Origin of the sequence: Acinetobacter seifertii (genome assembly GCF_016064815.1) — a bacterium.
In the GTDB taxonomy this organism is placed as follows: Bacteria; Pseudomonadota; Gammaproteobacteria; order Pseudomonadales; family Moraxellaceae; genus Acinetobacter; species Acinetobacter seifertii.
The window spans coordinates 1,066,676-1,090,586 of record NZ_CP065820.1 but is presented as its reverse complement, the minus strand read 5'-3'; the positions used below and the strand labels follow the sequence as shown (position 1 = coordinate 1,090,586).

General features: G+C 37.8%; 19 protein-coding genes. 13 read left to right on the top strand and 6 right to left on the bottom strand.

Going from position 1 to position 23,911, the window contains the following annotated elements:
* Nucleotides 1-111: 111 nt before the first annotated feature.
* On the bottom strand, nucleotides 112-2,349 hold the full coding sequence (locus I8T81_RS05175; protein ID WP_019457697.1) for an NADP-dependent isocitrate dehydrogenase: 2,238 nt from the start codon (nucleotides 2,347-2,349) through the stop codon (nucleotides 112-114).
* A 400-nt stretch (nucleotides 2,350-2,749) separates the two neighbouring features.
* Complete coding sequence (locus tag I8T81_RS05170) at nucleotides 2,750-4,453, bottom strand: M61 family metallopeptidase (RefSeq protein ID WP_198072263.1); 1,704 nt, start codon at nucleotides 4,451-4,453, stop codon at nucleotides 2,750-2,752.
* Between the two features lie 171 nt (nucleotides 4,454-4,624).
* On the opposite strand from I8T81_RS05170, the gene I8T81_RS05165 reads away from it, so the two are divergent.
* The 9 genes from I8T81_RS05165 (at nucleotide 4,625) to I8T81_RS05125 (ending at nucleotide 15,287) form a co-directional block, all read left to right on the top strand.
* On the top strand, nucleotides 4,625-5,944 hold the full coding sequence (locus tag I8T81_RS05165) for a D-alanyl-D-alanine carboxypeptidase PBP6B (RefSeq protein ID WP_049065163.1): 1,320 nt from the start codon (nucleotides 4,625-4,627) through the stop codon (nucleotides 5,942-5,944).
* 98 nt (nucleotides 5,945-6,042) lie between these two features.
* A complete protein-coding gene (locus I8T81_RS05160; protein WP_198072262.1) occupies nucleotides 6,043-7,329 on the top strand; it encodes an NAD(P)/FAD-dependent oxidoreductase in 1,287 nt (428 codons plus the stop codon).
* Nucleotides 7,330-7,464: 135 nt separating this feature from the next.
* Nucleotides 7,465-7,947, top strand: a complete 483-nt coding sequence (locus I8T81_RS05155; RefSeq protein ID WP_004700040.1) for an FKBP-type peptidyl-prolyl cis-trans isomerase — start codon at nucleotides 7,465-7,467, stop codon at nucleotides 7,945-7,947.
* Nucleotides 7,948-8,048: 101 nt separating this feature from the next.
* The gene (locus tag I8T81_RS05150) at nucleotides 8,049-9,491 is read left to right on the top strand and encodes a cryptochrome/photolyase family protein (RefSeq protein ID WP_198072261.1); all 1,443 of its coding nucleotides are present in this window, start codon (nucleotides 8,049-8,051) and stop codon (nucleotides 9,489-9,491) included.
* Nucleotides 9,492-9,685: 194 nt separating this feature from the next.
* Nucleotides 9,686-10,426: a hypothetical protein gene (locus tag I8T81_RS05145; protein ID WP_019457692.1), complete on the top strand. Its 741-nt coding sequence runs from the start codon at nucleotides 9,686-9,688 to the stop codon at nucleotides 10,424-10,426.
* Nucleotides 10,426-11,322 (top strand): hypothetical protein, encoded by an 897-nt coding sequence (locus tag I8T81_RS05140; RefSeq protein WP_198072260.1) that lies wholly within the window; start codon nucleotides 10,426-10,428, stop codon nucleotides 11,320-11,322. Before I8T81_RS05145 ends, I8T81_RS05140 begins: the two co-directional genes overlap by 1 nt.
* A complete protein-coding gene (locus tag I8T81_RS05135) occupies nucleotides 11,309-12,559 on the top strand; it encodes a glycosyltransferase family 2 protein (protein ID WP_004700031.1) in 1,251 nt (416 codons plus the stop codon). Before I8T81_RS05140 ends, I8T81_RS05135 begins: the two co-directional genes overlap by 14 nt.
* Entirely contained in the window at nucleotides 12,560-14,404 is a 1,845-nt protein-coding gene (locus I8T81_RS05130; RefSeq protein ID WP_191106050.1) for a hypothetical protein, read from the top strand.
* A complete protein-coding gene (locus I8T81_RS05125) occupies nucleotides 14,382-15,287 on the top strand; it encodes an alpha-amylase family protein (protein ID WP_004700023.1) in 906 nt (301 codons plus the stop codon). Before I8T81_RS05130 ends, I8T81_RS05125 begins: the two co-directional genes overlap by 23 nt.
* Before the next feature lie 7 nt (nucleotides 15,288-15,294).
* On the opposite strand, the gene wecB is transcribed toward I8T81_RS05125, so the two are convergent.
* Nucleotides 15,295-16,431 carry a non-hydrolyzing UDP-N-acetylglucosamine 2-epimerase gene (wecB, locus tag I8T81_RS05120; protein ID WP_198072259.1) on the bottom strand — a complete coding sequence of 379 codons (1,137 nt, stop codon included), beginning with the start codon at nucleotides 16,429-16,431 and terminating at the stop codon, nucleotides 15,295-15,297.
* 2 nt (nucleotides 16,432-16,433) lie between these two features.
* Nucleotides 16,434-17,651: a tetratricopeptide repeat protein gene (locus tag I8T81_RS05115; RefSeq protein WP_198072258.1), complete on the bottom strand. Its 1,218-nt coding sequence runs from the start codon at nucleotides 17,649-17,651 to the stop codon at nucleotides 16,434-16,436.
* Nucleotides 17,652-17,901: 250 nt separating this feature from the next.
* Here I8T81_RS05115 and I8T81_RS05110 point away from each other — a divergent pair, with 250 nt between their 5' ends.
* Both I8T81_RS05110 and I8T81_RS05105 read left to right on the top strand, forming a co-directional pair.
* Nucleotides 17,902-18,603, top strand: coding sequence for a VIT1/CCC1 transporter family protein (locus I8T81_RS05110; protein WP_198072257.1), 702 nt, complete (start codon nucleotides 17,902-17,904; stop codon nucleotides 18,601-18,603).
* 111 nt (nucleotides 18,604-18,714) lie between these two features.
* Nucleotides 18,715-19,761: an NAD(P)H-dependent flavin oxidoreductase gene (locus I8T81_RS05105; RefSeq protein WP_198072256.1), complete on the top strand. Its 1,047-nt coding sequence runs from the start codon at nucleotides 18,715-18,717 to the stop codon at nucleotides 19,759-19,761.
* A gap of 42 nt (nucleotides 19,762-19,803) precedes the next feature.
* On the opposite strand, the gene dusB is transcribed toward I8T81_RS05105, so the two are convergent.
* Nucleotides 19,804-20,829 (bottom strand): tRNA dihydrouridine synthase DusB, encoded by a 1,026-nt coding sequence (gene dusB / locus I8T81_RS05100; protein WP_198072255.1) that lies wholly within the window; start codon nucleotides 20,827-20,829, stop codon nucleotides 19,804-19,806.
* Between the two features lie 82 nt (nucleotides 20,830-20,911).
* Between dusB and I8T81_RS05095 the strand changes: the two genes are divergently transcribed.
* On the top strand, nucleotides 20,912-22,117 hold the full coding sequence (locus tag I8T81_RS05095; protein WP_198072254.1) for a DUF1615 domain-containing protein: 1,206 nt from the start codon (nucleotides 20,912-20,914) through the stop codon (nucleotides 22,115-22,117).
* Nucleotides 22,087-22,743 carry an HAD-IB family hydrolase gene (locus tag I8T81_RS05090; protein ID WP_004700012.1) on the top strand — a complete coding sequence of 219 codons (657 nt, stop codon included), beginning with the start codon at nucleotides 22,087-22,089 and terminating at the stop codon, nucleotides 22,741-22,743. Before I8T81_RS05095 ends, I8T81_RS05090 begins: the two co-directional genes overlap by 31 nt.
* A gap of 25 nt (nucleotides 22,744-22,768) precedes the next feature.
* Here the strand turns inward: I8T81_RS05090 and proB are convergent, their stop codons facing one another.
* On the bottom strand, nucleotides 22,769-23,902 hold the full coding sequence (gene proB / locus I8T81_RS05085) for a glutamate 5-kinase (protein ID WP_198072253.1): 1,134 nt from the start codon (nucleotides 23,900-23,902) through the stop codon (nucleotides 22,769-22,771).
* Between the last annotated feature and the right edge of the window lie 9 nt (nucleotides 23,903-23,911).

Genomic DNA, 23,911 nt, shown 5'->3' with positions numbered 1-23,911 from the left:
GTTTTAAAGCTCACTTAGGTGGGCTTTTTTTAATGCCATTTATTTTTATAAAAAAATAAAAAAAGCCGATGTATAAACACCGGCTTTTAAGCTATTCACACGAGTTAGTAATTAAGCACCAACACTTGCAAGAGCAGCATTAAATGTAGCGCTTGGACGCATTACAGCGTTTACTTTCGCTGGATCAATTGCGTAATAACCACCGATATCGGCTGCTTTACCTTGTACTTGAGCAAGTTCAGCAACAATCTTCGGTTCTTCTTCAGCTAAAGTTTTTGCAAGTGAAGTAAACTTCGCTTTTAACTCAGCATCTTCGTTCTGTGCAGCAAGTGCTTCTGCCCAGTAAAGTGATAAGTAGAAATGGCTACCACGGTTGTCAAGCTCGCCTGTACGACGTGATGGAGACTTGTCGTTGTCAAGCAATTTACCAGTCGCTTCATCAAGTGTCTTAGCAAGCAACTTCGCACGAGCATTATTCTCTTTAACACCCATCTCTTCTAAAGAAGCTGCTAAAGCAAGGAACTCACCAAGCGAATCCCAACGTAAGTGGTTTTCTTCAACAAGTTGTTGTACGTGTTTAGGTGCTGAACCGCCTGCACCAGTTTCGTACATGCCACCGCCCGCCATAAGCGGAACGATAGACAACATCTTCGCAGAAGTACCAAGTTCCATAATTGGGAACAAATCTGTTAAGTAGTCACGTAAAATGTTACCAGTCACAGAAATTGTATCTAAGCCACGAACTACGCGCTCAAGTGTGTAACGCATTGCACGTACTTGAGACATGATTTGGATATCAAGACCAGTCGTATCATGATCTTTTAAGTACTTTTGTACTTTCTTGATCAATTCGTTTTCGTGTGGACGGTATGGGTCAAGCCAGAAGATCGCAGGCATGCCTGAGTTACGTGCACGAGTTACTGCAAGTTTTACCCAGTCACGAATCGGAGCGTCTTTCACCTGACACATACGCCAGATATCGCCTTCTTCAACATTTTGAGTCAATAACACTTCACCAGTGTCAAGATCGGTAATGTTTGCGATACCAGCTTCAGCAATTTCAAAAGTCTTGTCGTGAGAACCGTATTCTTCAGCTTTTTGAGCCATCAAACCAACGTTTGGTACTGTACCCATAGTCTTCGGATCGAAGTTACCATGCCATTTACAGAAATTGATCATTTCTTGGTAAATACGCGCAAATGTTGATTCAGGCATTACTGCTTTAGCATCGTATTGCTTACCATCAGCACCCCACATTTTACCACCAGCACGGATCATTGCAGGCATAGAAGCATCTACAATAATGTCGTTAGGTGAATGGAAGTTTGTGATGCCTTTTGCTGAGTCAACCATTGCAAGTGCAGGACGGTGTTCTTGGCAAGCATGTAAGTCTTCGATGATTTCTTCACGTAATGACGTTGGAAGCGTTTCGATTTTCTCGTATAACCCAGCCATACCGTTATTAACGTTAATACCTAATTCGTCAAATAACTTACCGTGTTTTTCAAAAGCTTCTTTGTAGTAGATTTTCACACAGTGACCGAACACGATCGGGTGTGAAACTTTCATCATTGTCGCTTTTACGTGTAAAGAGAATAAAATTCCTGCTTCTTTACAATCATCAAGTTCTTTTTCATAGAAATCACAAAGTGCTTTCTTGCTCATGAACATTGAGTCGATGATTTCGCCTTCTTGAAGCGCAACTTTTGGCTTAAGAACAATGCTCTTACCACTGTTTGTGATAAGTTCCATTTTTACATTACGTGCACGGTCAAGTGTCATTGACTTTTCACCGTGGTAGAAGTCACCTTCTTCCATGTGTGAAACGTGAGTTTGTGACCACTGTTTCCACTCGCTCATTGAGTGAGGGTGTTTCTTAGCGTAATTTTTAACGGCAGCAGGAGCACGACGGTCAGAGTTACCCTCACGAAGAACTGGGTTTACTGCTGAACCTAGGCATTTGCCATAACGAGCTTTAATAGTTTTTTCTTCTTCAGTCGCTGGGTTTTCCGGATAGTCAGGAATTGCAAAACCTTTAGATTGAAGTTCTTTAATACATGCTGTCAATTGCGCAACAGAGGCACTAATATTTGGGAGTTTAATAATGTTAGTATCTGGATCTTGTGTAAGACGACCTAGCTCAGCAAGGTTGTCGGATACCTTTTGCTCTTCACTTAGGTAGTCAGCGAATTCTGCGAGCACACGTGCAGCTACAGAGATGTCACTTTTAACAATCTCGATACCTGCTGGCTTAGTAAAGGTCTCAATGATCGGCAGTAGCGAATAAGTCGCCAATAATGGCGCCTCGTCAGTCAGTGTGTAAATGATAGTTGACTTTTCACCAGCCATATATAGCCCCTTCCGTTGAATTGAGTTTTGAGGACCGAGCTTTTGGCCCAGTGCCTACGAACCGATATGCTTAAATAAAACCCTGAGAGTATCGACTCTCATTGGCTTCCAGTCAACGAAATATCCAGTGATAACGACATTTCGCAGCGAAATAATACATAATTTAAATCTATTGATAATAATCTTATACCTACCTTATGGTAATACATCTAGGTTTACCAACTTTTAAGGTATAGATCAGTCTTAAATTACATGAGATATCTTTCAGAGTTCTGACAAATATTATACTTTTCATTCAAAATAAACTCAAAGATAACACCTATTTCAATTTTTAAAATCTACTAAAAAGTAAAAACCGATGTACGAAGCATCGGTTTTTTATAAACTATTTAACTGTTATTCAGGCTTTTAACCATTTATAAGCTTTTGTTTGATCTTCAATAATAAGTTCAACTTCAGTTAAGTTTATGCTTTCACCTGTAACTTCAAACGACAACAGCTCATCACGGCGGAAAGCTAAGACTTGATAATTACCCTTTTGCTTAGCATATTTCTCAATAAGTTTTGTGGTCGCTTTTAATCCATCAATTGCGATAATGACATCATTGGCAGAAATACCTGCTTTTGCCCCAGCTCCTTCACGTTGAGCATTTTGTACCAATACACCTTCAGGTTTATCGGTTAGTTTTAAACCATAAGCTAATGTCTTATCGTTTTTAAGCGTATAACTTAAACCAAACTCAGGGAATAACTGATCCAGCGGCAACTCATCCGTTGTGTTAATCAAATGATTAATTTGCTCAACCCAACTATCACCCGTTAACTCTTCACATAAATCGAAAACGGTACGTTCATTAACCTGAATACCATTTTGTGTATTTTCATACAATCGACGCATTAAGGCATCAAGACTAGAACCACGTAAACGTAAGCCTAAATCTAAACATAAGGCAACTAATGCGCCTTTATTGTAATAACTAGTTCCAGCATTATTAGTGTTTTCATCTGGACGATAAAACTTAATCCATGCATCAAAGCTTGACTCTGCGACTGTCTGAACAAAACGACCCGGATTTTGTAAATAACGATCAAGCTGTGACTTCAACAAATCTAGATAAGACTTCTGAGAGATCACACCGCTACGTAATAAAATGAGATCATCATAATATGAGGTAAACCCTTCAAAGATCCACAGTAGCGAGGTATAACCTTCTTGATGAAGATTATAGTTTGCAAAGTTTTCTGGGCGGATGAACTTCACTAACCACGAGTGGAAATACTCATGGCTACATAAACCTAAGAAACGTTGATAGTCTTTCGAAGGTTCCGTTGGTTCATTCGATTTTGGTAAATCATCACGTGGTGTAATCAGACTTGTACTGTTGCAATGCTCTAAGCCACCATAACTATTGCCTGTTGCCATCGTCATAAAGGTATAGTTTTTAAATGGCGCTGAACCAAACATTTCAATTTCAGCTGCACAGATCTTTTCAATATCCGCTTTTAAACGTTCTATATTGGTATTGTGCTGTCCAGAAATTGCAAATTCATGTTCGATTCCATGAGCTTCGAAGCTAAAACGTGTTTGCTCCGCAAGTTCAAATGGACTATCAATCAGTTGATCATAATGATCAGCTTTTAAGGTAAAACGTCCCTTAACTAAGCTTTTTGAAGCTAAGCTAGTTGCTAATTGAAAGTGTTTTAACTCATCAGGCAAAAAGATTTCTAACTCACAAGCAGATTGCTCTTGTCCATCTAAACCTAAGCATACACAGGCTGGGTTAATATATAGACGAGTTTGATCTACATAAGCACCACGTACCGACAAATCATAAGCATAGACATCATATTCAACAGTAATTAACTCATGATCGGTGTTAAATAAACGCCAGCGATTTTTTTCAATTTTTTTAATATTGAGCATGCGCCCAGCTTCATCGTAAGCTTTTACAGCTTCAATATGCTTAGAAAACTCACGAATTAAATAACTACCTGGAATCCACGTTGGTAACCATAGTTCCTGATTTGGATTCGCTAAAAAACGAATTGTGACGTGAACAAGATGCTGTTTGTAATCATCGAACTCTATTTGATAATGCAACATAAATTCTTCAATTTAAAATAAGAACGGTTTCACCTTAGATTATCACTTTTTTGTATCGACTTGCGTAGATGTATTTTTTGGCAACAATTCAGACTAGCCTTCTACAAAAAAAAGGCATAGCATGCTGTGCATCTGTGTTCCGTATTTGCCAGTAAACGTCAAGGTCACCTAGTGAAATTCTTCCTATCTCTTTTTACACTGTTTAGTATTTTCTGTACTACTCTTACCAATGCTGCCCTTCTTAATATTGCTCCTGAGAGCGTCGAGGCCGCTGCCTGGACAATAGTAGATACTCAATCTGGTCAAGTCATTGCTGAACATAATAGTCATGTGCAACGTGCACCAGCATCTTTAACCAAAATGATGGTTGCTTATATTGCATTAAAAGAGATTAAGGCTGGAAAATTAAAGCTAGATCAAGTTATTACTGCAACACCAGTAGTTAGCGTGGTTCAGTGGGATGAATCACAAATGTACCTTAAAGCAGGTGAGCAAATTTCAGTTGATCAGCTTTTGGCAGGTTTAATTGTGATGTCGGCAAATGATGCCGCGGTGACTTTGGCTGAAAAAATTTCTGGTGATGTGCCTCATTTTGTACAACGCATGAACCAAGAAGCTCAAGCTTTAGGCATGAAAGACACGCATTTTAGTAACCCTGCCGGGATTACAATGCCTGATCATTACACGACAGCGCATGATTTAAGCTTATTAAGTCAGGCAGTGATTCACCAAACACCTGAATATTTACATTATTCAAAAATGCCAAGCTTTAGCTACAATCAACGTTTTCATCATGCAACTAACTTTGCTTTGAAATATGATCCATCTGTAGATGGTTTAAAAACTGGCTATACCAAAGCAGCAGGTTATAACTTAGCGCTTACAGCTTCACGTCCTTCGTTTTCACCGAACCTACCACAAAGACGTTTACTGGTTATTGTTCTAGGTACAGCAAGTGCAGTGAAACGCGCTGAAATTGCCGATAAGTTAATGAATCTTGCTTATGCGTATACACGTGATGAAGTGGTTATTCCAGAGCAAAAACTTATTGCTGAGTTACCAGTTATTAAATCAACTTTAAAAATGTTTAAGGTTGAAACTAAGCAACCAACTATTGTCACGACTTCTTTATATGCCGAACCAGCAGCAATTGATTTAAATACCTTTGATTACGCAACACAACGCATTCAAGTCCTTGATAGCAATAAACAACTAAAAACTATTGCTCCACTAGAAACGACTCAAACTCGTGTAAATATTGCATTAAACGAGCAAAAATTAACAGCACCGTTAATGAAAGCCATGAACTTGGCAACAGTTTCAATTTATCAAAACAATCAGCTCATTCGCAGTCTGCAAATTGAAAATGATGTGCATATTGAAGAAGCCAATATTTTCCAAAAAATTATGATGTGGTTCTCAAATTTGTTCTCTATTTTTTCATCGAGTAATCATAGTGCAGCAAAACTATATCCAGTAGATTCGCACTAAAAACATCAAATTGTGCACAGAGGCACAATAAATTTTATAAATAAAAGATGGCATAATTTAGCCATCTTTTTTTATAGAAAAATAATTAGGTGATAAAAATGACCCAAAGTTTACATCATATTGTCATTGTCGGTGGTGGCGCAGGTGGTTTAGAACTTGCCACACAACTCGGTGAAACCTTTGGGAAAAGTGGTAAAGCCAAAATTACATTAGTCGACCAAAATTTGACTCATATCTGGAAGCCTCTACTTCATGAAATTGCGGCGGGTTCCTTAAACCCTCACGAAGAACAAACCAATTATTTTGCGCATGCAGAAAAACATCATTACGAATTTATATTGGGAACACTTGTTGCAATTGATAAAGAGAAAAAAATAATAGATTTAGTCCCTCCTCAAGTATCTAAAGAGCAGAACACCCAAGTTCAAAAACTCAGTTATGACACGCTTATTTTAGCGCTTGGTTCAATATCCAATGACTTTAATACAACGGGTGTACGTGAAAATTGTCATTTTCTAGACAGTAGAAATCAAGCTGATATTTTCCAACAAGATCTTTTGCATTTGTACATTGAAGCACAAAATCAACCTAGCCAACGTACACTCAATATTGGAATTGTTGGTGCAGGTGCAACGGGTGTAGAACTTGCTGCCGAGCTTATAGAAACCACTAAAAACTTTTACCGATATGGTTTGAAAAAAATCCACCCTAATCAAGTCAAAATCACACTGATTGAAGCTTCCGAACGTATTTTACCTGCTTTAAGTGAGAAAACAGCTGAGCATAGTGCAAAACAGCTCCAAAAAATGGGTATCCAAATTTTAACTCGACATCGCGTTGAAAAAATTGATAAGCATTGCATCTATTTCAGTAACGGTAATGAACTCAAAAGTGATATTACGGTATGGGCAGCTGGCGTAAAAGCACCGAAAGTTCTTGAAAGTTTTACCGATTTTGAACGTGACAACATTAACCGTTTAATGGTCTATGCTACGCTGCAAACTTATTCTGACCCAAATGTATTCGCTTTTGGTGATTGTGCACACTGCCAACTTGATGCACGAAACCCTCCTCTTGGACCACGCGCTCAAGTTGCCAGTCAACAAGCAAGCTTTTTAGTTAATGCTATGGCTGCCAGACTTAATGGCCGTTCACAGCCGATGTTCACTTTTAATGACAAAGGTTCACTTGTGTCTTTAAGTCGTAATAAAGCCGTTGGAGAATTACTTGGGGATGTCAGTGTACAAGGATATATTGCTAAAACAATGTACGTATCTTTATACCGTTTACATCAAGCAACAATTCACGGATACACTCAAGCTGGACTACTCACAGTGAAAGATTTACTTACAAGACGAGTACGACCAAAAATTAAGCTGTATTGAGTTGAATTTTTTGAGTTCATCCCTATATACGTAAAAACGCATTAGAAAAAGTGTTAAAGATTGAGATTTTGTAGTCTACAAAATTTATTTTTCACTTTATGATGTACGCTTTAATTGATTGAATGGATCAAAAACATGACTGCAATTGCAAATAACCACGTGGTTTCATTCCACTATAAATTAACAAACGCTGAGGGTGAAACACTTGATCAATCTCAAGGTGAACCACTTGCCTATTTGCACGGTGCAGGCAATATCATTCCTGGTTTAGAAAATGCATTAACTGGTAAGACTGTTGGTGATAAATTCACTGTAAACGTACCAGCTGCTGAAGGTTATGGCGAATACAACCCAGACCTAGTACAAGAAGTTCCAGCTCAAATGTTCCAAGGTGTTGATAACATTCAACCTGGTATGCAATTCCAAGCTCAAACTGATGACGGCGTTCAAATCGTTACAGTTAAAGCGGTTGAAGGCGACAACGTTGTTGTTGATGCTAACTTCCCACTTGCTGGCCAAGACTTAACTTTTGAAGTTGAAATCGTAGAAATCCGTGAAGCATCTGCTGAAGAGCTTGATCACGGTCATGTACACGGTGCTGGTGGTCACCACCACTAATTCATCTTTAACAAGATGATAAAAGCAAAGCTTCGGCTTTGCTTTTTTTATGTATTTATTTTATATAATATTCAGTGAGTTAATTTATTATTGGACTATGCATGTCAAATGCTTATCAATTGATTTGGTTCCGACAAGATTTACGAGTGCGCGATCATGCAGCTTTATGGCATGCTTGCCAACAAGGTAATTCAATTGCATTAGTCATTTTATCGCCAGACCAGTGGAAACAGCACGACGATGCTCCAATAAAAATTAGTTTTTATTTAAGACAACTCAAAAAACTTCAAGAAGAATTGGCAGCTCTTCACATCCCTCTGGTTATTCAGGTCATCCCTTATTGGAAAGATATTGCCAAATCTATTTCTGACTTTAGTAAGAAATATAATATTGAAAATGTTTATGCCAATATTGAGGTAGGAGTAAATGAACTAAAAAGAGATAAAACTGTACAAGACATTTTAAATAAAGACAGTAAAGAACTTTTTTTATTTCATGACCGCACGATTTTTCCTCTGCGTTCAATTCGCAACAAATCAGAACAACCTTATCAAGTTTTTAGTGCCTTTAAAAAAGTGTGCTACTCAAAATTAGATACTAGTGGTTTACCTCAATGTTATCCTTTACCCAATAAACAAACTAAAGTTCCAACCGATTTATTTGAAGAGAAAAATACAAACTTAGCTGAAATTGAAAAGCTATTCTGTTCATCCATTACAACAGAACAGCAAGATTTATGGCCTGTTGGCGAGTCATATGCATTAGAACAACTAGATCATTTTATTGAAGACTCGGTATCTCAATATAAAGTCGAGCGAGATTTCCCCCACATAACAGGTACAAGTAAACTTTCGCCTTATTTAAATATTGGAATTTTATCTATACGCCAGTGTTTACAAGCATTATTCCTCAATCAACATGGTAACTTTCATTTAACCAATGAAGGTCAGCAAATATGGTTAGATGAACTTATTTGGCGAGAGTTTTACCAACATATTTTATTTGACTTTCCTTATGTGTCTAAACATATTCCATTTAAAAAGGACACTCAAAAAATTCAATGGAATCATAACCCAGAACACCTAACTGCATGGCAAACTGGTCAAACGGGTATTCCTATTGTTGATGCCGGAATGCGCCAGCTTTTACAAACCGGCTGGATGCATAATCGAGTACGTATGATTACTGCTATGTTCTTATGTAAAAACTTACTGATCGATTGGCGTATTGGTGAGCAATGGTTTATGCAACATTTAATTGATGGAGACCTAGCTGCAAACAATGGTGGATGGCAATGGTGTGCTTCAACTGGAACAGATGCTGTACCCTATTTCCGAATTTTTAACCCGATTAGCCAATCACAAAAATTTGATCCGAATGGTGTCTATATTCGCACATGGGTAAAAGAATTAGCTCATCTGGACAACAAATCTATTCATGATCCTTATTCAGCAAATAAGTCTCTTCGGTTGAATTATCCAAAACCGATTGTAGATTTAAAAGAAACACGCCTCAAAGCAATTGAAATATTCAAGCGTATTTAGTTAACAATTACGTCTTATATGTTTGCTTTTGATTAAAAAATAATAACGGGATTTGACTATAAAGGGACTTTCAACTACAAATAAACAGAATAGATACTTAAAAAGGACATAAACAACAACAACTTCCCAAATCACGACCTTTCATTATAAAAGTATAAAAAAATTAACATTACAAAAAAGGTAGCATAAACCATATGCAACAAAAGAACCCAGGTAGAACACTCGTCTTATGGATTATTGCAGCTCATCTATTTATGGGAATGATTGCATATGAGTGGCTACCTGTAAGTTTTAGAGGAAGCTGGATTTTTATTCTAATTCTTTTAGTTTCCGGTGCTTTTTTAGAAGTTGGTTTATCACTAATTGTGGGTTTACTCGCTTTTATTGGCGTATCTGTTTATTTTCTCCTTGATCTTGGAGCACAAACGCATATTGAACGTCAGCTTCTTTTACTTTTTATTATTCCTCTTATTCCAGTTTTTTTAAGTGCCGTACGCCATAATATTGAAATTAACGTTCAGAAATATCGCGATATTCAAAGTTATGACCGAAATTATCGACGAGATATTTTCCCTTTAAGCGCTTTAAAATATTTTCAGCGTAGTTTTTTTAAGCTACTCGATCATCATAATGTTCAAGATTATGAAGTCTTCGTCATTAGTATTCTTAATCGTAGTCTAATCAAAGAAATGTTAGGAGATGATGTCTGGAAAACCACTCAAAATGAAATGATTACGATTTTGAGCCAACATCAGCCGAATGAAATTGTTTTCCAATTTGCTGATGATGATTTAGAGAACATATACAGCATTGTCATTCGTCAGCAAAAAACTGACGAAGAGCCTGACTTTATTAAAAAGTTAAGAGAAATTATGACACTGCGTCTTGAGGTTGAATATAAAGTTATTGTTATTCCACCTGAGGAGATGAACTAATGTCTACTCTTCTTAATATTTGTGGAATTGTGATCGCATCGAGCCAATATCCAGACGCCACTTTACAACAGTTCTATCGGCAATATTACCATTGTGAAATTAAAGCCGAGCAAATAAAGACTGAAGTACAAACTCCAGAAGATCTTTCGATGTTCTTCCCTTATCAAGATACTTGGTGGCCTGTATTTACTCTTGACCAGATCAGTTCTGAAAGTTTTCAAAAGTTTGTTCATAATGGAATTCGACCCGGCATTATATTGCCAGATGAGGTTTTTGGTTTCCCCCACTATTTCTTGTTAAAAGAAGCAGTAAGCCAAGGTGCTATTCCAATCGTACTATTTAAAACTGAACAACCTCAGTATTTTGCTGCGAAGGCAACATTTTCAACAGCAATTGGTTTACGGCCAATGGCTGCGTTTGTAAGTACAGGATGGGATGAAAATTTAATTTCACAGCCTGCGGGTAGTTATATTATTCCATTAAATTCAGAAAATTTACCGATACCATCCAGAGAAATTAAACAAGGTAAACATTTATTTTATTCGGCCAAGAACTTTAACGGCCATGTTTCAGGTTACGAAATTATCATTAATCCTCCAGCCGACTTACCTCTTTCCAATATTCGTTATCCACAACTCGGTATTTCGTGGAAATTTAATAATATTGATTATGTAAGTACACCTGAACATGTCAGTACAAATCTTATCGGTTATATATTTATTGGTTTAAGTGTAGTTGTTGTTCCTCTAGATCTAATTTTAACAACAACTTATCCAGATCTTCTCGGTACATTTGGTAGTTATATTTCATGGATCTCCTTAGTAGTAGGATTAATTCTATTATTGCTACTCATCTCTTCTATTATTAGGAGGGTCCGTACAAATGGCTCCAATTGATATTCTATTTTTATTTGGCTTTTTAGGTATTTGGATTCCACAAGCATTTTGGGCGTGGCTAAGCTATCAAGCGTGGAAATATTCAAAAACAGCTGAAAAAGAACTACAAAATCTACCTATCCCCGAGAGATGGCCAGTCTTAAGCGTTTTAATTCCAGCCTATAACGAAGGCGTGGTGATTGAAGATACTTTACATGCAATTGCTCAACAAGATTATCCAGCCGAAGCTTATGAAGTTCTACTGATTAATGATGGATCTAAAGATAACACGCTTGAAATCGCAGAAAGCCTCGCAAAAATTTATCCATGCATAAAAATTGTTAATGTTCCAAAAGGTATGGGGGGCAAAGGGAAATCAAGAACCCTCAATAACGGGCTTCCTCATGCTAAAGGTGAATTAATTGTTGTTTATGATGCCGATAGTACTCCTGAACCCGATTGCGTTCGATTACTCGCACAAACTCTACTTGCAGACAAAAAACTAGTCGCTGTAAATGGAAAAGTAAGAACCCGTAACTGGCAAGATAGTATTTTGACACGCTTTATTGCGATTGAGTTCATCTTTTTCCAATGGATCTTTCAAGGTGGACGCTGGCAACGTTTTGAGTTATCAACATTGATGGGCACTAACTATGTCATCTGGCGCGATGCCTTAGAAACCTTAGGCGGTTTTGACGAAAAGTCGCTAGTGGATGATACAGAAATGAGTTTCCGAATTTTTATCGGACAAAAACGAATTAAATGGGTTCCTTATGCAATTGGTTGGCAGCAAGACCCACCTTCGTTAAGTGTATTCGTTAAACAGCGTTCACGTTGGACTCAAGGTAATTTTTATGTGACACGTAAATATTTACCAGTAGCGCTCAGAACACCATTCCCCATCGGAATTGAAATTCTGAATAACATCATGTGCTATATCCTTTTCGTACCAGCTCTATTCTGGAGTCATATTACGTTAACACTTGGCTTACTTGATATTGCAGGTATTTCAGTTCCAGGGCCATTTACGCTCTTGTGGGGCCTTTCATTTTGCCTATATGTAGCGCAAATGTGGTTTACGCTTTCTTTAGAAAAAGTTAAACCAGAGCTCTATTTTTACTCAGTTTTATCTTATGTAAGTTATTCACAGATATTCTTATTTATTGTATTTAAAGCCGCATTCGACATGCTAAAAAATAAAATACAAGGTAATTCACTTCAGTGGTACAAAACAGAAAGAAGCAAGGAGAAAAAATAAATGAAAAAGACTTTTAAACTTTATCCACTCATACAAGCACTCCTTGCTAGCAGTTGCCTTATGTTAGCCGTGCCAGCCCATACCACCACATGGACTTTAGATGATATTAGTACATCAACTAAATATACTGTTGAGCCTCACTTTTTCTATATTGGAAAGGGTGCAGCGTGGCAAAACATTCAGTTTTCCAGTGACTATTCCACTGAAAGTGATACCAATATTTTAGTGAAATATGATGATAAGCTCATCTATAACACGACTTTAAATGGAAGTGGGCAATTTAAATTTGATATTCCCGCCAGCCCGAGTGGTTTCCATCGTTTAGATTTTATTATTCAACAATATGATAAACCTACAATGCTGAGCCAAACGAGAGATTCCTTCTGTACAGAAGATATCGATCATTTGACATATTTAAGCAATTCTCAGCTCGACTTTACACCTATTCGAAATGTTTATCGCTTAAAAGATTTACCTGATGCTTTGTTTAACCCCCAAGCGAAGAGACCCACTCCTTTTGTCGGTATCTTGAAATACAACCGCAAGGAGATTACCGAAGCCTCTATGCTTGCTCGACTTGCAACTTCTTGGAGCTCTGTCACTCCTATTGAATGGATCGATTCTGGACAAACCAATTTAAACCCTGAAACCAAGTTTGTTATTGAAATAATAAAATCGACACCTCCACTTAAAAATGGAGCTTTTGTACAAATTTCAAAACCGACAGATGGTGCTCCTACCCTCTCTATCACTTATCACACACCACAAGAACTTACTGCTGCTATTAATGGATTAATTAATCCAGCTTATGTACAGCAGCTTGATACAGGCAGTGCAATTTTCCCAACTACAATTTCTGCACCGGCTTGGGCTCAATTCAAGAAAATTGATACGCTTGCAGACTTAGGTATTGAAGATTTCCGCTTAAATCACGCTGAGAAAAACTTGTTTCTCGATTTTCCAGCAGTATGGCAACCTACTGACATCCTACAAGGACAAATTGCCCTTCGTATTCAAAGCGGCCTATTACAGGGTTCAAACATTACAGCATGGCTCGATGGTGGTCTTGCAGGTAGTATGAAAACGGCGGATCTTGCCTCTGACCCAGTTAATCGACAATTCAACATTTTTGCAAAGTCTATTTCTAATACAACCAACTTTAGCTTGAAGCTTGAAAACTCGGTTATTGCCAACTCTCAATGTCTGCCAACTGCTCATGGTTCACTTTGGGTCGATACAGCCAAATCGACTGTCAAGCTTCCACACAAACTTAAAAATGGGGTGGCAGCCCTTTCCATGACATTGGCAACTAAACCAACAATTGCAATTGATGATCAATCTGGTGCATTAAATATTGCGATCACATTAGGGCAAGTCGCCAAAAAAATGCTACTTACTGATGCTCCAATGCCACTGAATTTAGTACGTTTTTCTCCAAATGCTCCACAAGCAGTTAATGTGATTGTGAATAAACAGATTTATCAACAACAAGTCTCAATGCATCAAAACATTATTTATGCGCCAGCAGCAGCAAACGGTTTTATTGTGAGTTATAACAATAATCGCTTTGATGTCATTACTGACTCTGAAAAAGGTACACAAACGTTCATGCATCTATGGGGAACCATTCAACATAAAATTCCAAATAATGTGACCAAAATGTTGGTTTCAGAAAACGGCAATATCTATGTTCTCCAAAAATTAATTGTAGGTAATCAAAAAGCTCCATTAGTTCAGCAGTCTTCATTCTTTTTACTGGTTGTGATTATCTCTGCAATTATGATAATAGTGATCTTCTTGTGGTATTGGTTACGACGTAATAATGAGAAAACAGATACCAATTAAAATAACTGCTTTTATTATTTTAATTATATGTAGTGTAGTGGCTTATGCGGGGTTGTTCAAAAATCATGGACACCCCCCAGTGATCGAAGGAATTTTTTGGCAACCAGATAACAATACCACTCCTCCAAAAGGAAACTGGCATTATTTAGGAGTCAACACTTTTGTTCCCCAGTGGTCAGTCGTTGAATCTAAATCGTGGTGGACAAACTCCAACCTCCCACAGTGGGAAAAAGCCATTGATATACAGAAAATTAAGCAACAACCTTGGGCTAAGAATCTCATATTAGGTTTAGCTGGTGAATATAATGAACCAGCAGCACGTGCAAATGTTGTTGCTTTAGGAGAAAAATCTGCACAAATTATTCAAGAACAAAATGATGCATCTTTAAAAGGTTACTATTTTCCAGTTGAAGCTGATCCAACTTGGTTAAGGGTAAGCACACTAGGTCATGTTCTAGAAAAACTGCCAGCACCTATTTGGGTGAGCATTTATAGTGGTGAAAGAGAGCCTGAAAATTATAATTTATGGGTTAAAAGTTGGCTACCTAGCCAAGCTGGTGTCTTTTTCCAAGATGGTGTAGGTGTCGGCGTAAGAACCCCTCAACAAGCAAGACGTATTTTAGACCAACTTGAACAAACTCTTGGAAAAGATAAAACTGTTATTGTGCTAGAAGCATTTCGTACCAAAAAAAATGGACAATTTCGAGCAGCCTATCCTTGGGAAATTATTTCTCAGATTAAAGCATATGAAGGCAAAACAATTTATATTTTTGATGGTCCCCACTATATGGGACGCTGGTCGGTTTATATCGTCGGTTTATGGTATCGCCTGACTTATGGCAGCATTCCTGCCACCATAAGTGAATCAGAAAATTCAAAATAAATACTTTTTATTCAGAAGTTCTGACAATTTCATCTAATATTCGCTGGGCAGCACGCCCATCACCAAACGGATTTTCAACATTTGCCATTTTTTGGTAATGCTGCGAATCTGTTAAAAGTTTTTCAGCCTCATCAATAATTTTTTGCTGATTTGTTCCAACAAGTACTCCTGCCCCGACTTCCACGACTTCAGGTCGTTCAGTGGTGTCTCGTAAAATTAATACAGGCTTATTAAACGAAGGGCTTTCCTCTTGTAAACCACCAGAGTCCGTTAAAATGAAGATAGAACGGTTTATGACGGCTAATAAACTTGGATAATCAAGTGGTTTAACCAAGTGAATTTGAGCATGATTTTTAAACTTATCATGCACTACATCATGTACAGCTGGGTTTAAATGCACAGGCCAAATAAAATGTAAATCAGGATGATGATTAGCTAAATATTCAACTGCATTACAAATATTTTGAATTCCCTCACCAAAATTTTCACGGCGGTGAGCGGTAATAAGTACGACTTTATCGTTTTGTTTTAACTCAATTCCGTAAGGTTCGAGCTGATTTTTTAAACCAGCTTTTTCAGAAATTAACTTTCTGCCTAAATATACAGCATCGACTACTGTATTGCCTGTCACTGTAATTAACGAAGGCTTGATTTGCTCATTAAGTAGATTTCTTTTTGATTGTTCAGTCGGAGCAAAATGCCATTTAGTAATACGTGAAACTAACTGACGGTTACCTTCCTCAGGGAAAGGATGGTCTAAATCATAAGAACGTAAACCTGCTTCGACATGGGCAACAGGGATTTTCATTGAAAATGCGACTAATCCAGCAGCTAATACAGTGGTAGTATCACCCTGAATGACTATCGCATCTCTTTTTTGACCATCGGTGTAAACATGCTCTAGTTGAACCAAACCATGAATTAATAGCTGATTTAGGCTTTGCCCTGCATTCATAATTTTAAGTCGGTGGTCAATTTCAACACCAAAGAAATCTATAGCATCTCGCACTAATTCATCATGCTGACCCGTGAAAATAACTTCAACCTGAAATCGCGAGTCTTGTTTTGCTAATAAAATTACCGGAGCTAGCTTTATTAGCTCTGGACGAGTACCAAATACAATTGAAATAAAAATTTTTTTCATTATTAGAAGTCCTTATAAAAAACAAGTTCTACACGAGTATTGTTGTAATGATCTTTTGTATTAACAGGCACGTCTTTAAAATAGTTGCCATATAAACGTTCAACACGAAGTTTTATCGGTTGATAATTAAAAGGTTGCCATGAAATCCCTGGCCCATATTCAAATAAATTATTGTAATACTCATTTTTACTGTCTGCTAAGCCATGCAATTTCACATAAGCCTGCACAGTTCCATTATCTCCTTTATATAAATTTAAACCTGTGCGTAAGCGCAAATCTCCAATAACGTTATAGTCTTCTCTTGAATAAGTCGCGACATTGCCATAGAGGTCAGTAAAGTAATTATCTAAACAAAGTGTATGATTACAGTTAGATTGCGAATACCACTCTTGATAACCTGCTACCCCTCCAACTACACTTTCACGAAATTTTTTTCGATTTCGATCAATCAAGTCATAACTTCCGCCAACTTCGACATAAGCTCGAACAGGAATAGAAGTCCATGGTTGATAATTTGCACCTACCCCAAGAGTAACTGCATTTTCATCAATAATTTCAGGTCGTACTCCACCTTGAGATTTAGTGTCACGGTTTAAATTAAGAAAACCGTAGACTTGAGCACGACCATTGTCGATGTTTTTACCGTACCGAACTTTTAAAGGAAAAATAACATCGTCATAACGTGACTCATAAGAGGGTGCAAAATAGATATCCCCAAAATATGGCTTAACCTCACCTCCACTTAAATTTTTAACAGCTTGAGTTGCCTTCGCAGCAATTGCTGGATCTGAAGATGAAGTTAGTTCTTTAAATAAAACCAGTGCATCACGATTTTTTTTCTGTTGATTCAGCAAATATGCTTCTTGTAATTTTAAAGTGTCGTCTTGAGGAGCTAAAGCTCTTGCTTGTCTTAAACTTTGTAAAGCCTCATCTCTTTTTTCGAGCCGAATCTGTAAATAAGTCAGGCTTTTCCAGACTTTAATATCTGTAGGGGTCAGCTTACTCAGCTCAACTAATATTTTTTCTGCTTCTTGAGGTTGAGACTGCTCTATTTTATAGAATCTGTCCCATTTATCATAAATGAGGTTTCCAGGTTTATATTCAGAGGTAACTGGGTCTTGTGCATAAACAGAACACACACTTACTACCGTTGAAGAAATGACTACTCCCATAAGTAATATCGAATGCGTTATAGAGTTTATTGTTTTGCTATTTCTCATTATCACCTCTACAGTAAATTAGAGTTATTAAGGGTAATTTGTTAGAATGATCAATAAATATCATAATTTAAAATAATGAGTTACATCGTTAAGTTAGGTTAAGGATGATTTAATATAAATAGTTTAGTCTCCATTTTTATTATTGATCTATTCTTTAGTATCCCTAAATTCCCTATAATGATGACATATTTTTTGATCAATAATTTGTAAAGTTTCATAGCATCTATAAAACATTTATAAGGCAAAACACATGGCTTTTCCACATCATACAGAGCATCATGCAATTCACCGTTCAGGTTGGTTAAGAGCTTCAGTATTAGGAGCCAATGATGGAATTATTTCTGTCACTAGTTTAATTATGGGTATGGCAGCAAGTGGAGCCAACTCACATACACTAGTAATTACATGCATTGCTGGACTAATTTCTGGGGCTACATCAATGGCTGCCGGAGAATATATTTCCGTAAAATCTCAAGAAGATATTGAAAAAGCAGATTTAGCGATTGAAGCAAAAGAACTCTCTAAGCACCCTCAAAAAGAGTTAGATGAGCTAACTCAAATTTATATTTCTAGAGGCTTATCTAAAGAACTAGCTCAAGAAGTTGCTTTACAGCTAACCAGTCATGATGCATTGGGTGCACATGCCCGTGATGAAATCGGCATTCATGAAAATACCGCAGCCAATCCTGTACAGGCCGCACTATCATCTGCCGCATCATTTTCTTTTGGGGCTTTTTTCCCCATGCTGGCTATATTACTCAGCCCGAATCAATGGATTATGCCTGCTGTCCTAGCCACAGGAATTCTTTCATTAGCGATTTTAGGTGCACTTTCAAGTTACTTTGCTGGTACATCTAAACTTAAAGGCAGTTTACGTATTACCTTATGGGGAATTTTAGCAATGGCTTTTTCAAGCTGGATTGGTTCTTTATTTAATGTCACGCCATTATAAAAAGATCTTTTAAATAGTGTTCTAGAATATTTAAAAATTAAATAGCCAATATTATTTGCTCTTCATTCTATTTTCACGTTATGGTGAAGTGAAAGAAATGAGGTGAATAAAATGAGCCTATTACAACAACTTGCAATTAAACATCCAATTTTTTTGGCTCCCATGGCAGGCGTTTCTACACCAGAACTAGCAGCCGAGGTTTCAAATCAAGGAGGCCTTGGATCATTAGGTTTGGGAGCAAACACTCCACAAAGTGCACGTGAACAAATTTTAAAAACTCAAGCACTCACTGAAAACTCATTTCAGGTTAATTTTTTCTGTCATCAATCTACAGAGCTTAACCTAGAAAAAGCAAAACAATGGATTGAATATTTACGTCCTGATTTTGAAAAATTTGGTGTTCAACCTCCTCAAGAGTTGCACTGTATTTATCCAAGTTTTTTAGACAATGATGACTTTTTAAATGTTGTTTTAGAAACTAAGCCTAAAGCAGTGAGCTTCCATTTTGGTATTCCACATCTGCATCAAATTAAAGCTTTGAAAGAAGCTGGTATTTTGACTATGGTTTCGGCCACCAACCTGATTGAAGCACAAGCGATTGAAGCAGCAGGTATCGATATTATTATTGCTCAAGGTATTGAAGCAGGTGGACATCGAGGAATTTTCAACCAGACTTTTGATGCAGCGATTAAAACCAGTGATTTGGTCCAATTGATTGTGAAGCATTGTAAGCTTCCAGTAGTAGCTGCGGGTGGCATCATGACTGGCTTGCAGGCCAAACATATGTTGGGTTTAGGAGCAACCGCAGTCCAGTTAGGTACAGCATTCGTTCAATGCCAAACTTCAAATGCTTCTGCTGAATATCGCAAAGCATTATTTACTGAACCTGTAACGCAAATTAGTGCTAGCCTTTCTGGGCGTCCAGCTCGCGGTTTACTGAACCATTGGCATACTAAAATTGATTCACCTACTCGACCTCTCCAACCTGAATACCCTTATGCTTATGATTTAGCAAAACAACTCAATGCTCTTGCGAGCAAACACCATGACTATGGTTTTGGTGCTTTTTGGGCAGGAAGTAATGTTGCACAAATACGTGAATTAGGCGCTTCTGATCTGGTCAATCAACTGGTTGTTGAAATGTTAGATAATGAATAAATGAAGATTTTAAGCAACCAGTCGTGTACTGGTTGCTTTATTTTAGTGAGTAGCTAATAAATTAACTTGTTCAACCTGAACATCACTCATCAAATTACCTTCTGCAAGCAATTGATTAAAATAACTTTCGACTACTAATGCTTGTTCAGCAGTAGTTTCAACTTTATACATATTTTGACGGAACTCGTTACTCGAACGTAAGCCTTTGGTGTACCAAGCAATATGCTTACGAGCAATACGACATCCTGAATATTCACCATAAAATTGATATAACTCAGACAAATGTCCTAAAAGTACATCTTTGACTTCTTCAATATTTGGAGCAGCCAAATGCTCACCAGTTTTTAAATAATGAGCAATTTCACGGAAAATCCACGGACGACCTTGTGCAGCCCGCCCAATCATAATTGCATCGGCGCCAGTATAGTCCAGTACATATTTTGCTTTCTCAGGACTATCAATGTCACCATTGGCAATAACAGGAATATTAATTAATTCTTTAACATGTTTAATTAATTCATAACGTGCTGTATTTAAATACATGTCTTCACGTGTACGGCCATGCAATGTTAACGCAGCAATCCCCGCCTCTTCAGCACGTTTAGCCACGCGTAAAATATTTTCTTGGCCATTTAAAAATCCCAAACGGGTTTTTAACGTCACAGGAACATCAACTGCTTCAACAACAGCATCTAGTATTCGAGCTACCAAGTCCTCATCTTGCAATAATGCTGAACCTGCTAATTTATTACATACTTTTTTTGCAGGACATCCCATATTGATATCAACAATTTGTGCCCCATTTGCAACTTGATAACGAGCAGCCTCAGCTAACTGTTCTGGGTCAGAACCCGCGATTTGTGCAGAGATAGGAGCCAACTCTCCATCAAAATTCGCACGATAAAGACTTTTTTTAGTCATTCGCAAAGTTTTGTCGGCAGTCATCATTTCACTCACAGCATGACCCGCACCAAAATACTTGCACAGTGTTCTAAATGGACGGTCAGTTACACCAGCCATAGGAGCAACAATTAAATTATTTGACAGTTGATAGGGACCAATATACATATATATTCATACAATTCATGATCAACATAGTATACTTCATCCGCTTGATCAGCTCATCTTTTTTGCAGGTGCTTTCCTCGCCATGAACAAACCGTTGTCTTCCCGTTTTTTATTAAAATCATTCGGTGTAGTCACCGTATGCATGAGTTTAACTGCTTGTGGAGATAAAGCCTGGTGGTCAAAAAATGATGAGCCCGATTTAGAAAGCCAGCAAATTAAAAAGTTAATTCCATCGCGCGTGCATGATCGTGAGTCATGGGCCAAAGATATTGACGATATTATGCAGGACTTAAAAATTCCTAAAACCAAGCAAAATGTTTGTAGTATTGTCGCGATTGTAGATCAGGAATCTAACTTTGTTGCCAATCCAGTAGTACCCGGTCTTGGTAAAAAAGCGGTCGATGAAGTCAGTACCCGTTTAAATGAAAAGTTTGAAGACAAACTTGGTGAGAAAGTTGGTGGTACGGTCGCAGGCTACTTCGAAGAAGTATTAAAAACCCAGCCCTCTCCTGACAATAACTACATGAGTCAGATGCGTAAAGTCAAAACTGAAAAAGATCTCGACTTACTTTATCGTCAAATTTTTGATTTTATGACTCAACATTATCATGTTAGTGCTTTAACGGGTGCAGCCAAACTGGTTGGACAAGATATTGGCGAGAAAATGAATCCAATCACTACATTGGGTTCAATGCAAGTTCATATTAATTATGCCAAAGCTCATAAGCGTTCTAGTATGAATATTAATGATCTTAGAAATGATCTTTATACGCAATATGGTGGTTTATATTATGGCATTCATCGCTTGATGGTATATCCAGCAGACTATGATAAGGCGATTTACCGTTTTGCTGATTATAACTCAGGTATGTACTCTAGCCGTAATGCTGCTTTTCAAAGTATGTTGGATGATCTCACTGAGGCTAAACTTACTTTAGATGGTGATTTACTACTTTACGATAAATCTGGTAGTCCACTCGCAGTACAGAGTCAGTCAGAAAAAGAATTAATGAATGTATTTAATACAAATAATGTTTTAATTACTCCAAGACAACTGCGCGATGACCTGAAGTTGGAAAAAGAGAAAAAGTTTGAGAGCACACAAACTTATATTGCCTTAACTAAACTCTATAAGGCTAAAACTGGCAAAGAACCGATCTATGCAATGATGCCTCAGGTGGTCATTTCTGGGCCTAAATTAAGTCGTGACTATAATACTAACTGGTATGCAACCCGCGTAAACGGACGATATGAATCATGTATGCAACGAGCGAAACGAATAAGATAATAAAAAACCTCGCCCTGTTCGATTTTGATGGAACCTTGTGCACTAAAGACAGTTTTACAGGGTTCATCTTTTATGCATTATCTAAGCGCCACATTGTGAAGCAAGGCTTAAAAATCCTGCCATGGATTCAAGCCTATTATCTTAATTTTTATCCAGCTCATGCGATGCGAGCTAAACTTTTTCGCAGTATGTTTAGCAATACTCCAGCCATTGAACTGCAAAGGTTAGGCGAAGAATATGCACAAGAGCTCGTCTCAACGCTTTCACCTGAAATCTTCGCACAGCTACAACAACATCAGTTACTTGGTGATCAAGTAGTATTGGTTTCAGCTTCAATTGATATCTATCTTGCTCCACTTTGCAAATTACTTGATATCGAATTAATTTGCACTGAAACTCAAATTAAAAATGGCATGATGACGGGCTACTATTCAACGCCAGATTGTAGTAATGAACAAAAGAAGTTAAGAATACATGAACAATATTCTTTGCAGGATTATTATCAAATTTATGCTTATGGGAATACTTCAGAAGATTTAGACATGCTAAGCCTTGCCACCCACCCTTTTATGGTTGGTGAAGATCGAATCTTGCCATCATTAACACCACAAAAAAAGCTCGCATAAAGCGAGCTTTTTAATTGATCACAACTTAATAAATTGCCATATGATCACGATGAATCATTTCAAGTGAACGAGCTTCACCAAGTACTTGGTAAACCTTGTCTGAAGAAAGGCCTTTAATAATTTCAGCTGAACGAGAACTAAAGTTTACTCGTCCAACCGCAATACGTTTGCCTTGTTTATCCACACATTCAACCACATCACCACGATCAAAATGTCCTTCAACAGTTTCGACCCCAACAGGGAGTAAACTGCGATGTTTTGATTTAATCGCGTCAACCGCGCCATCATCAATCACCAGACGACCTGCTGTTTGTAAATGTGCAGCAAGCCACTGTTGATGTGCTGTCATACGGTCTTTATCTGTTGTGAATAATGTACCTAACATTTCACCACCCATTACTCGTGACAACACATTGTCACTTTCACCACTAGCAATCAGTGTTGGACAGCCTGATTTGGCAGCTAAACGTGCGGCACGAACTTTAGTGACCATGCCACCTCGTCCAAGAAGCCCACCACCGCCAGCCATTTCAAATAAGACATCGTCCATAGCACGCACAGTTGATAACAACTTTGCGTCTGGGTTATGGCGTGGGTCTGAGTCAAACATGCCTTGCTGATCTGTTAAAATGATCAGTAAATCAGCATGTACTTGACCAGCAACCATTGCTGCTAAGGTATCGTTATCACCAAAACGAATCTCGTCAGTAGAGACTGTATCGTTTTCATTGATAACCGGAATAACACGCCAGTCAATCAAGTTCTGCAACGCATCGCATGAGTTCAAATAACGACGGCGATCTGCCAAATCATCATGTGTTAATAAGACTTGCGCTGTTCGGATACTATGATTTTCAAGCACGCTAGACCATGTATGAATTAGGCCCATCTGCCCAATTGCGGCGCATGCTTGTAGACTGGGTAGATCGGTGGGTCGACTCGCAAGCTTCATACGAACCATACCTTCTGCTACAGCTCCTGAAGACACTAAAATAATTTCGTGTCCAGCATTGTGTAAATCTGCAATTTGTTTCGCCCAATGCGAAATAGCTTCCAGATCTAGCCCCTGCCCATTTGCTGTGAGTAAAGATGATCCGATTTTAACAACGATTCGTTTACACTCACTGAGCTTACGTTGCCCATCGACCACTTCTATCATGTTTTCCTC

Bases quoted from the DNA above. Each gene is read 5' to 3' on its own strand.
- I8T81_RS05175 (WP_019457697.1), bottom strand. From the start codon at position 2,349: ATGGCTGGTGAAAAGTCAACTATCATTTACACACTGACTGACGAGGCG.
- I8T81_RS05170 (WP_198072263.1), bottom strand. From the start codon at position 4,453: ATGTTGCATTATCAAATAGAGTTCGATGATTACAAACAGCATCTTGTT.
- I8T81_RS05160 (WP_198072262.1), top strand. From the start codon at position 6,043: ATGACCCAAAGTTTACATCATATTGTCATTGTCGGTGGTGGCGCAGGT.
- I8T81_RS05155 (WP_004700040.1), top strand. From the start codon at position 7,465: ATGACTGCAATTGCAAATAACCACGTGGTTTCATTCCACTATAAATTA.
- I8T81_RS05150 (WP_198072261.1), top strand. From the start codon at position 8,049: ATGTCAAATGCTTATCAATTGATTTGGTTCCGACAAGATTTACGAGTG.
- I8T81_RS05145 (WP_019457692.1), top strand. From the start codon at position 9,686: ATGCAACAAAAGAACCCAGGTAGAACACTCGTCTTATGGATTATTGCA.
- I8T81_RS05140 (WP_198072260.1), top strand. From the start codon at position 10,426: ATGTCTACTCTTCTTAATATTTGTGGAATTGTGATCGCATCGAGCCAA.
- I8T81_RS05135 (WP_004700031.1), top strand. From the start codon at position 11,309: ATGGCTCCAATTGATATTCTATTTTTATTTGGCTTTTTAGGTATTTGG.
- I8T81_RS05130 (WP_191106050.1), top strand. From the start codon at position 12,560: ATGAAAAAGACTTTTAAACTTTATCCACTCATACAAGCACTCCTTGCT.
- I8T81_RS05125 (WP_004700023.1), top strand. From the start codon at position 14,382: ATGAGAAAACAGATACCAATTAAAATAACTGCTTTTATTATTTTAATT.
- wecB (WP_198072259.1), bottom strand. From the start codon at position 16,431: ATGAAAAAAATTTTTATTTCAATTGTATTTGGTACTCGTCCAGAGCTA.
- I8T81_RS05115 (WP_198072258.1), bottom strand. From the start codon at position 17,651: ATGAGAAATAGCAAAACAATAAACTCTATAACGCATTCGATATTACTT.
- I8T81_RS05110 (WP_198072257.1), top strand. From the start codon at position 17,902: ATGGCTTTTCCACATCATACAGAGCATCATGCAATTCACCGTTCAGGT.
- I8T81_RS05105 (WP_198072256.1), top strand. From the start codon at position 18,715: ATGAGCCTATTACAACAACTTGCAATTAAACATCCAATTTTTTTGGCT.
- dusB (WP_198072255.1), bottom strand. From the start codon at position 20,829: ATGTATATTGGTCCCTATCAACTGTCAAATAATTTAATTGTTGCTCCT.
- I8T81_RS05095 (WP_198072254.1), top strand. From the start codon at position 20,912: ATGAACAAACCGTTGTCTTCCCGTTTTTTATTAAAATCATTCGGTGTA.
- I8T81_RS05090 (WP_004700012.1), top strand. From the start codon at position 22,087: ATGTATGCAACGAGCGAAACGAATAAGATAATAAAAAACCTCGCCCTG.
- proB (WP_198072253.1), bottom strand. From the start codon at position 23,902: ATGATAGAAGTGGTCGATGGGCAACGTAAGCTCAGTGAGTGTAAACGA.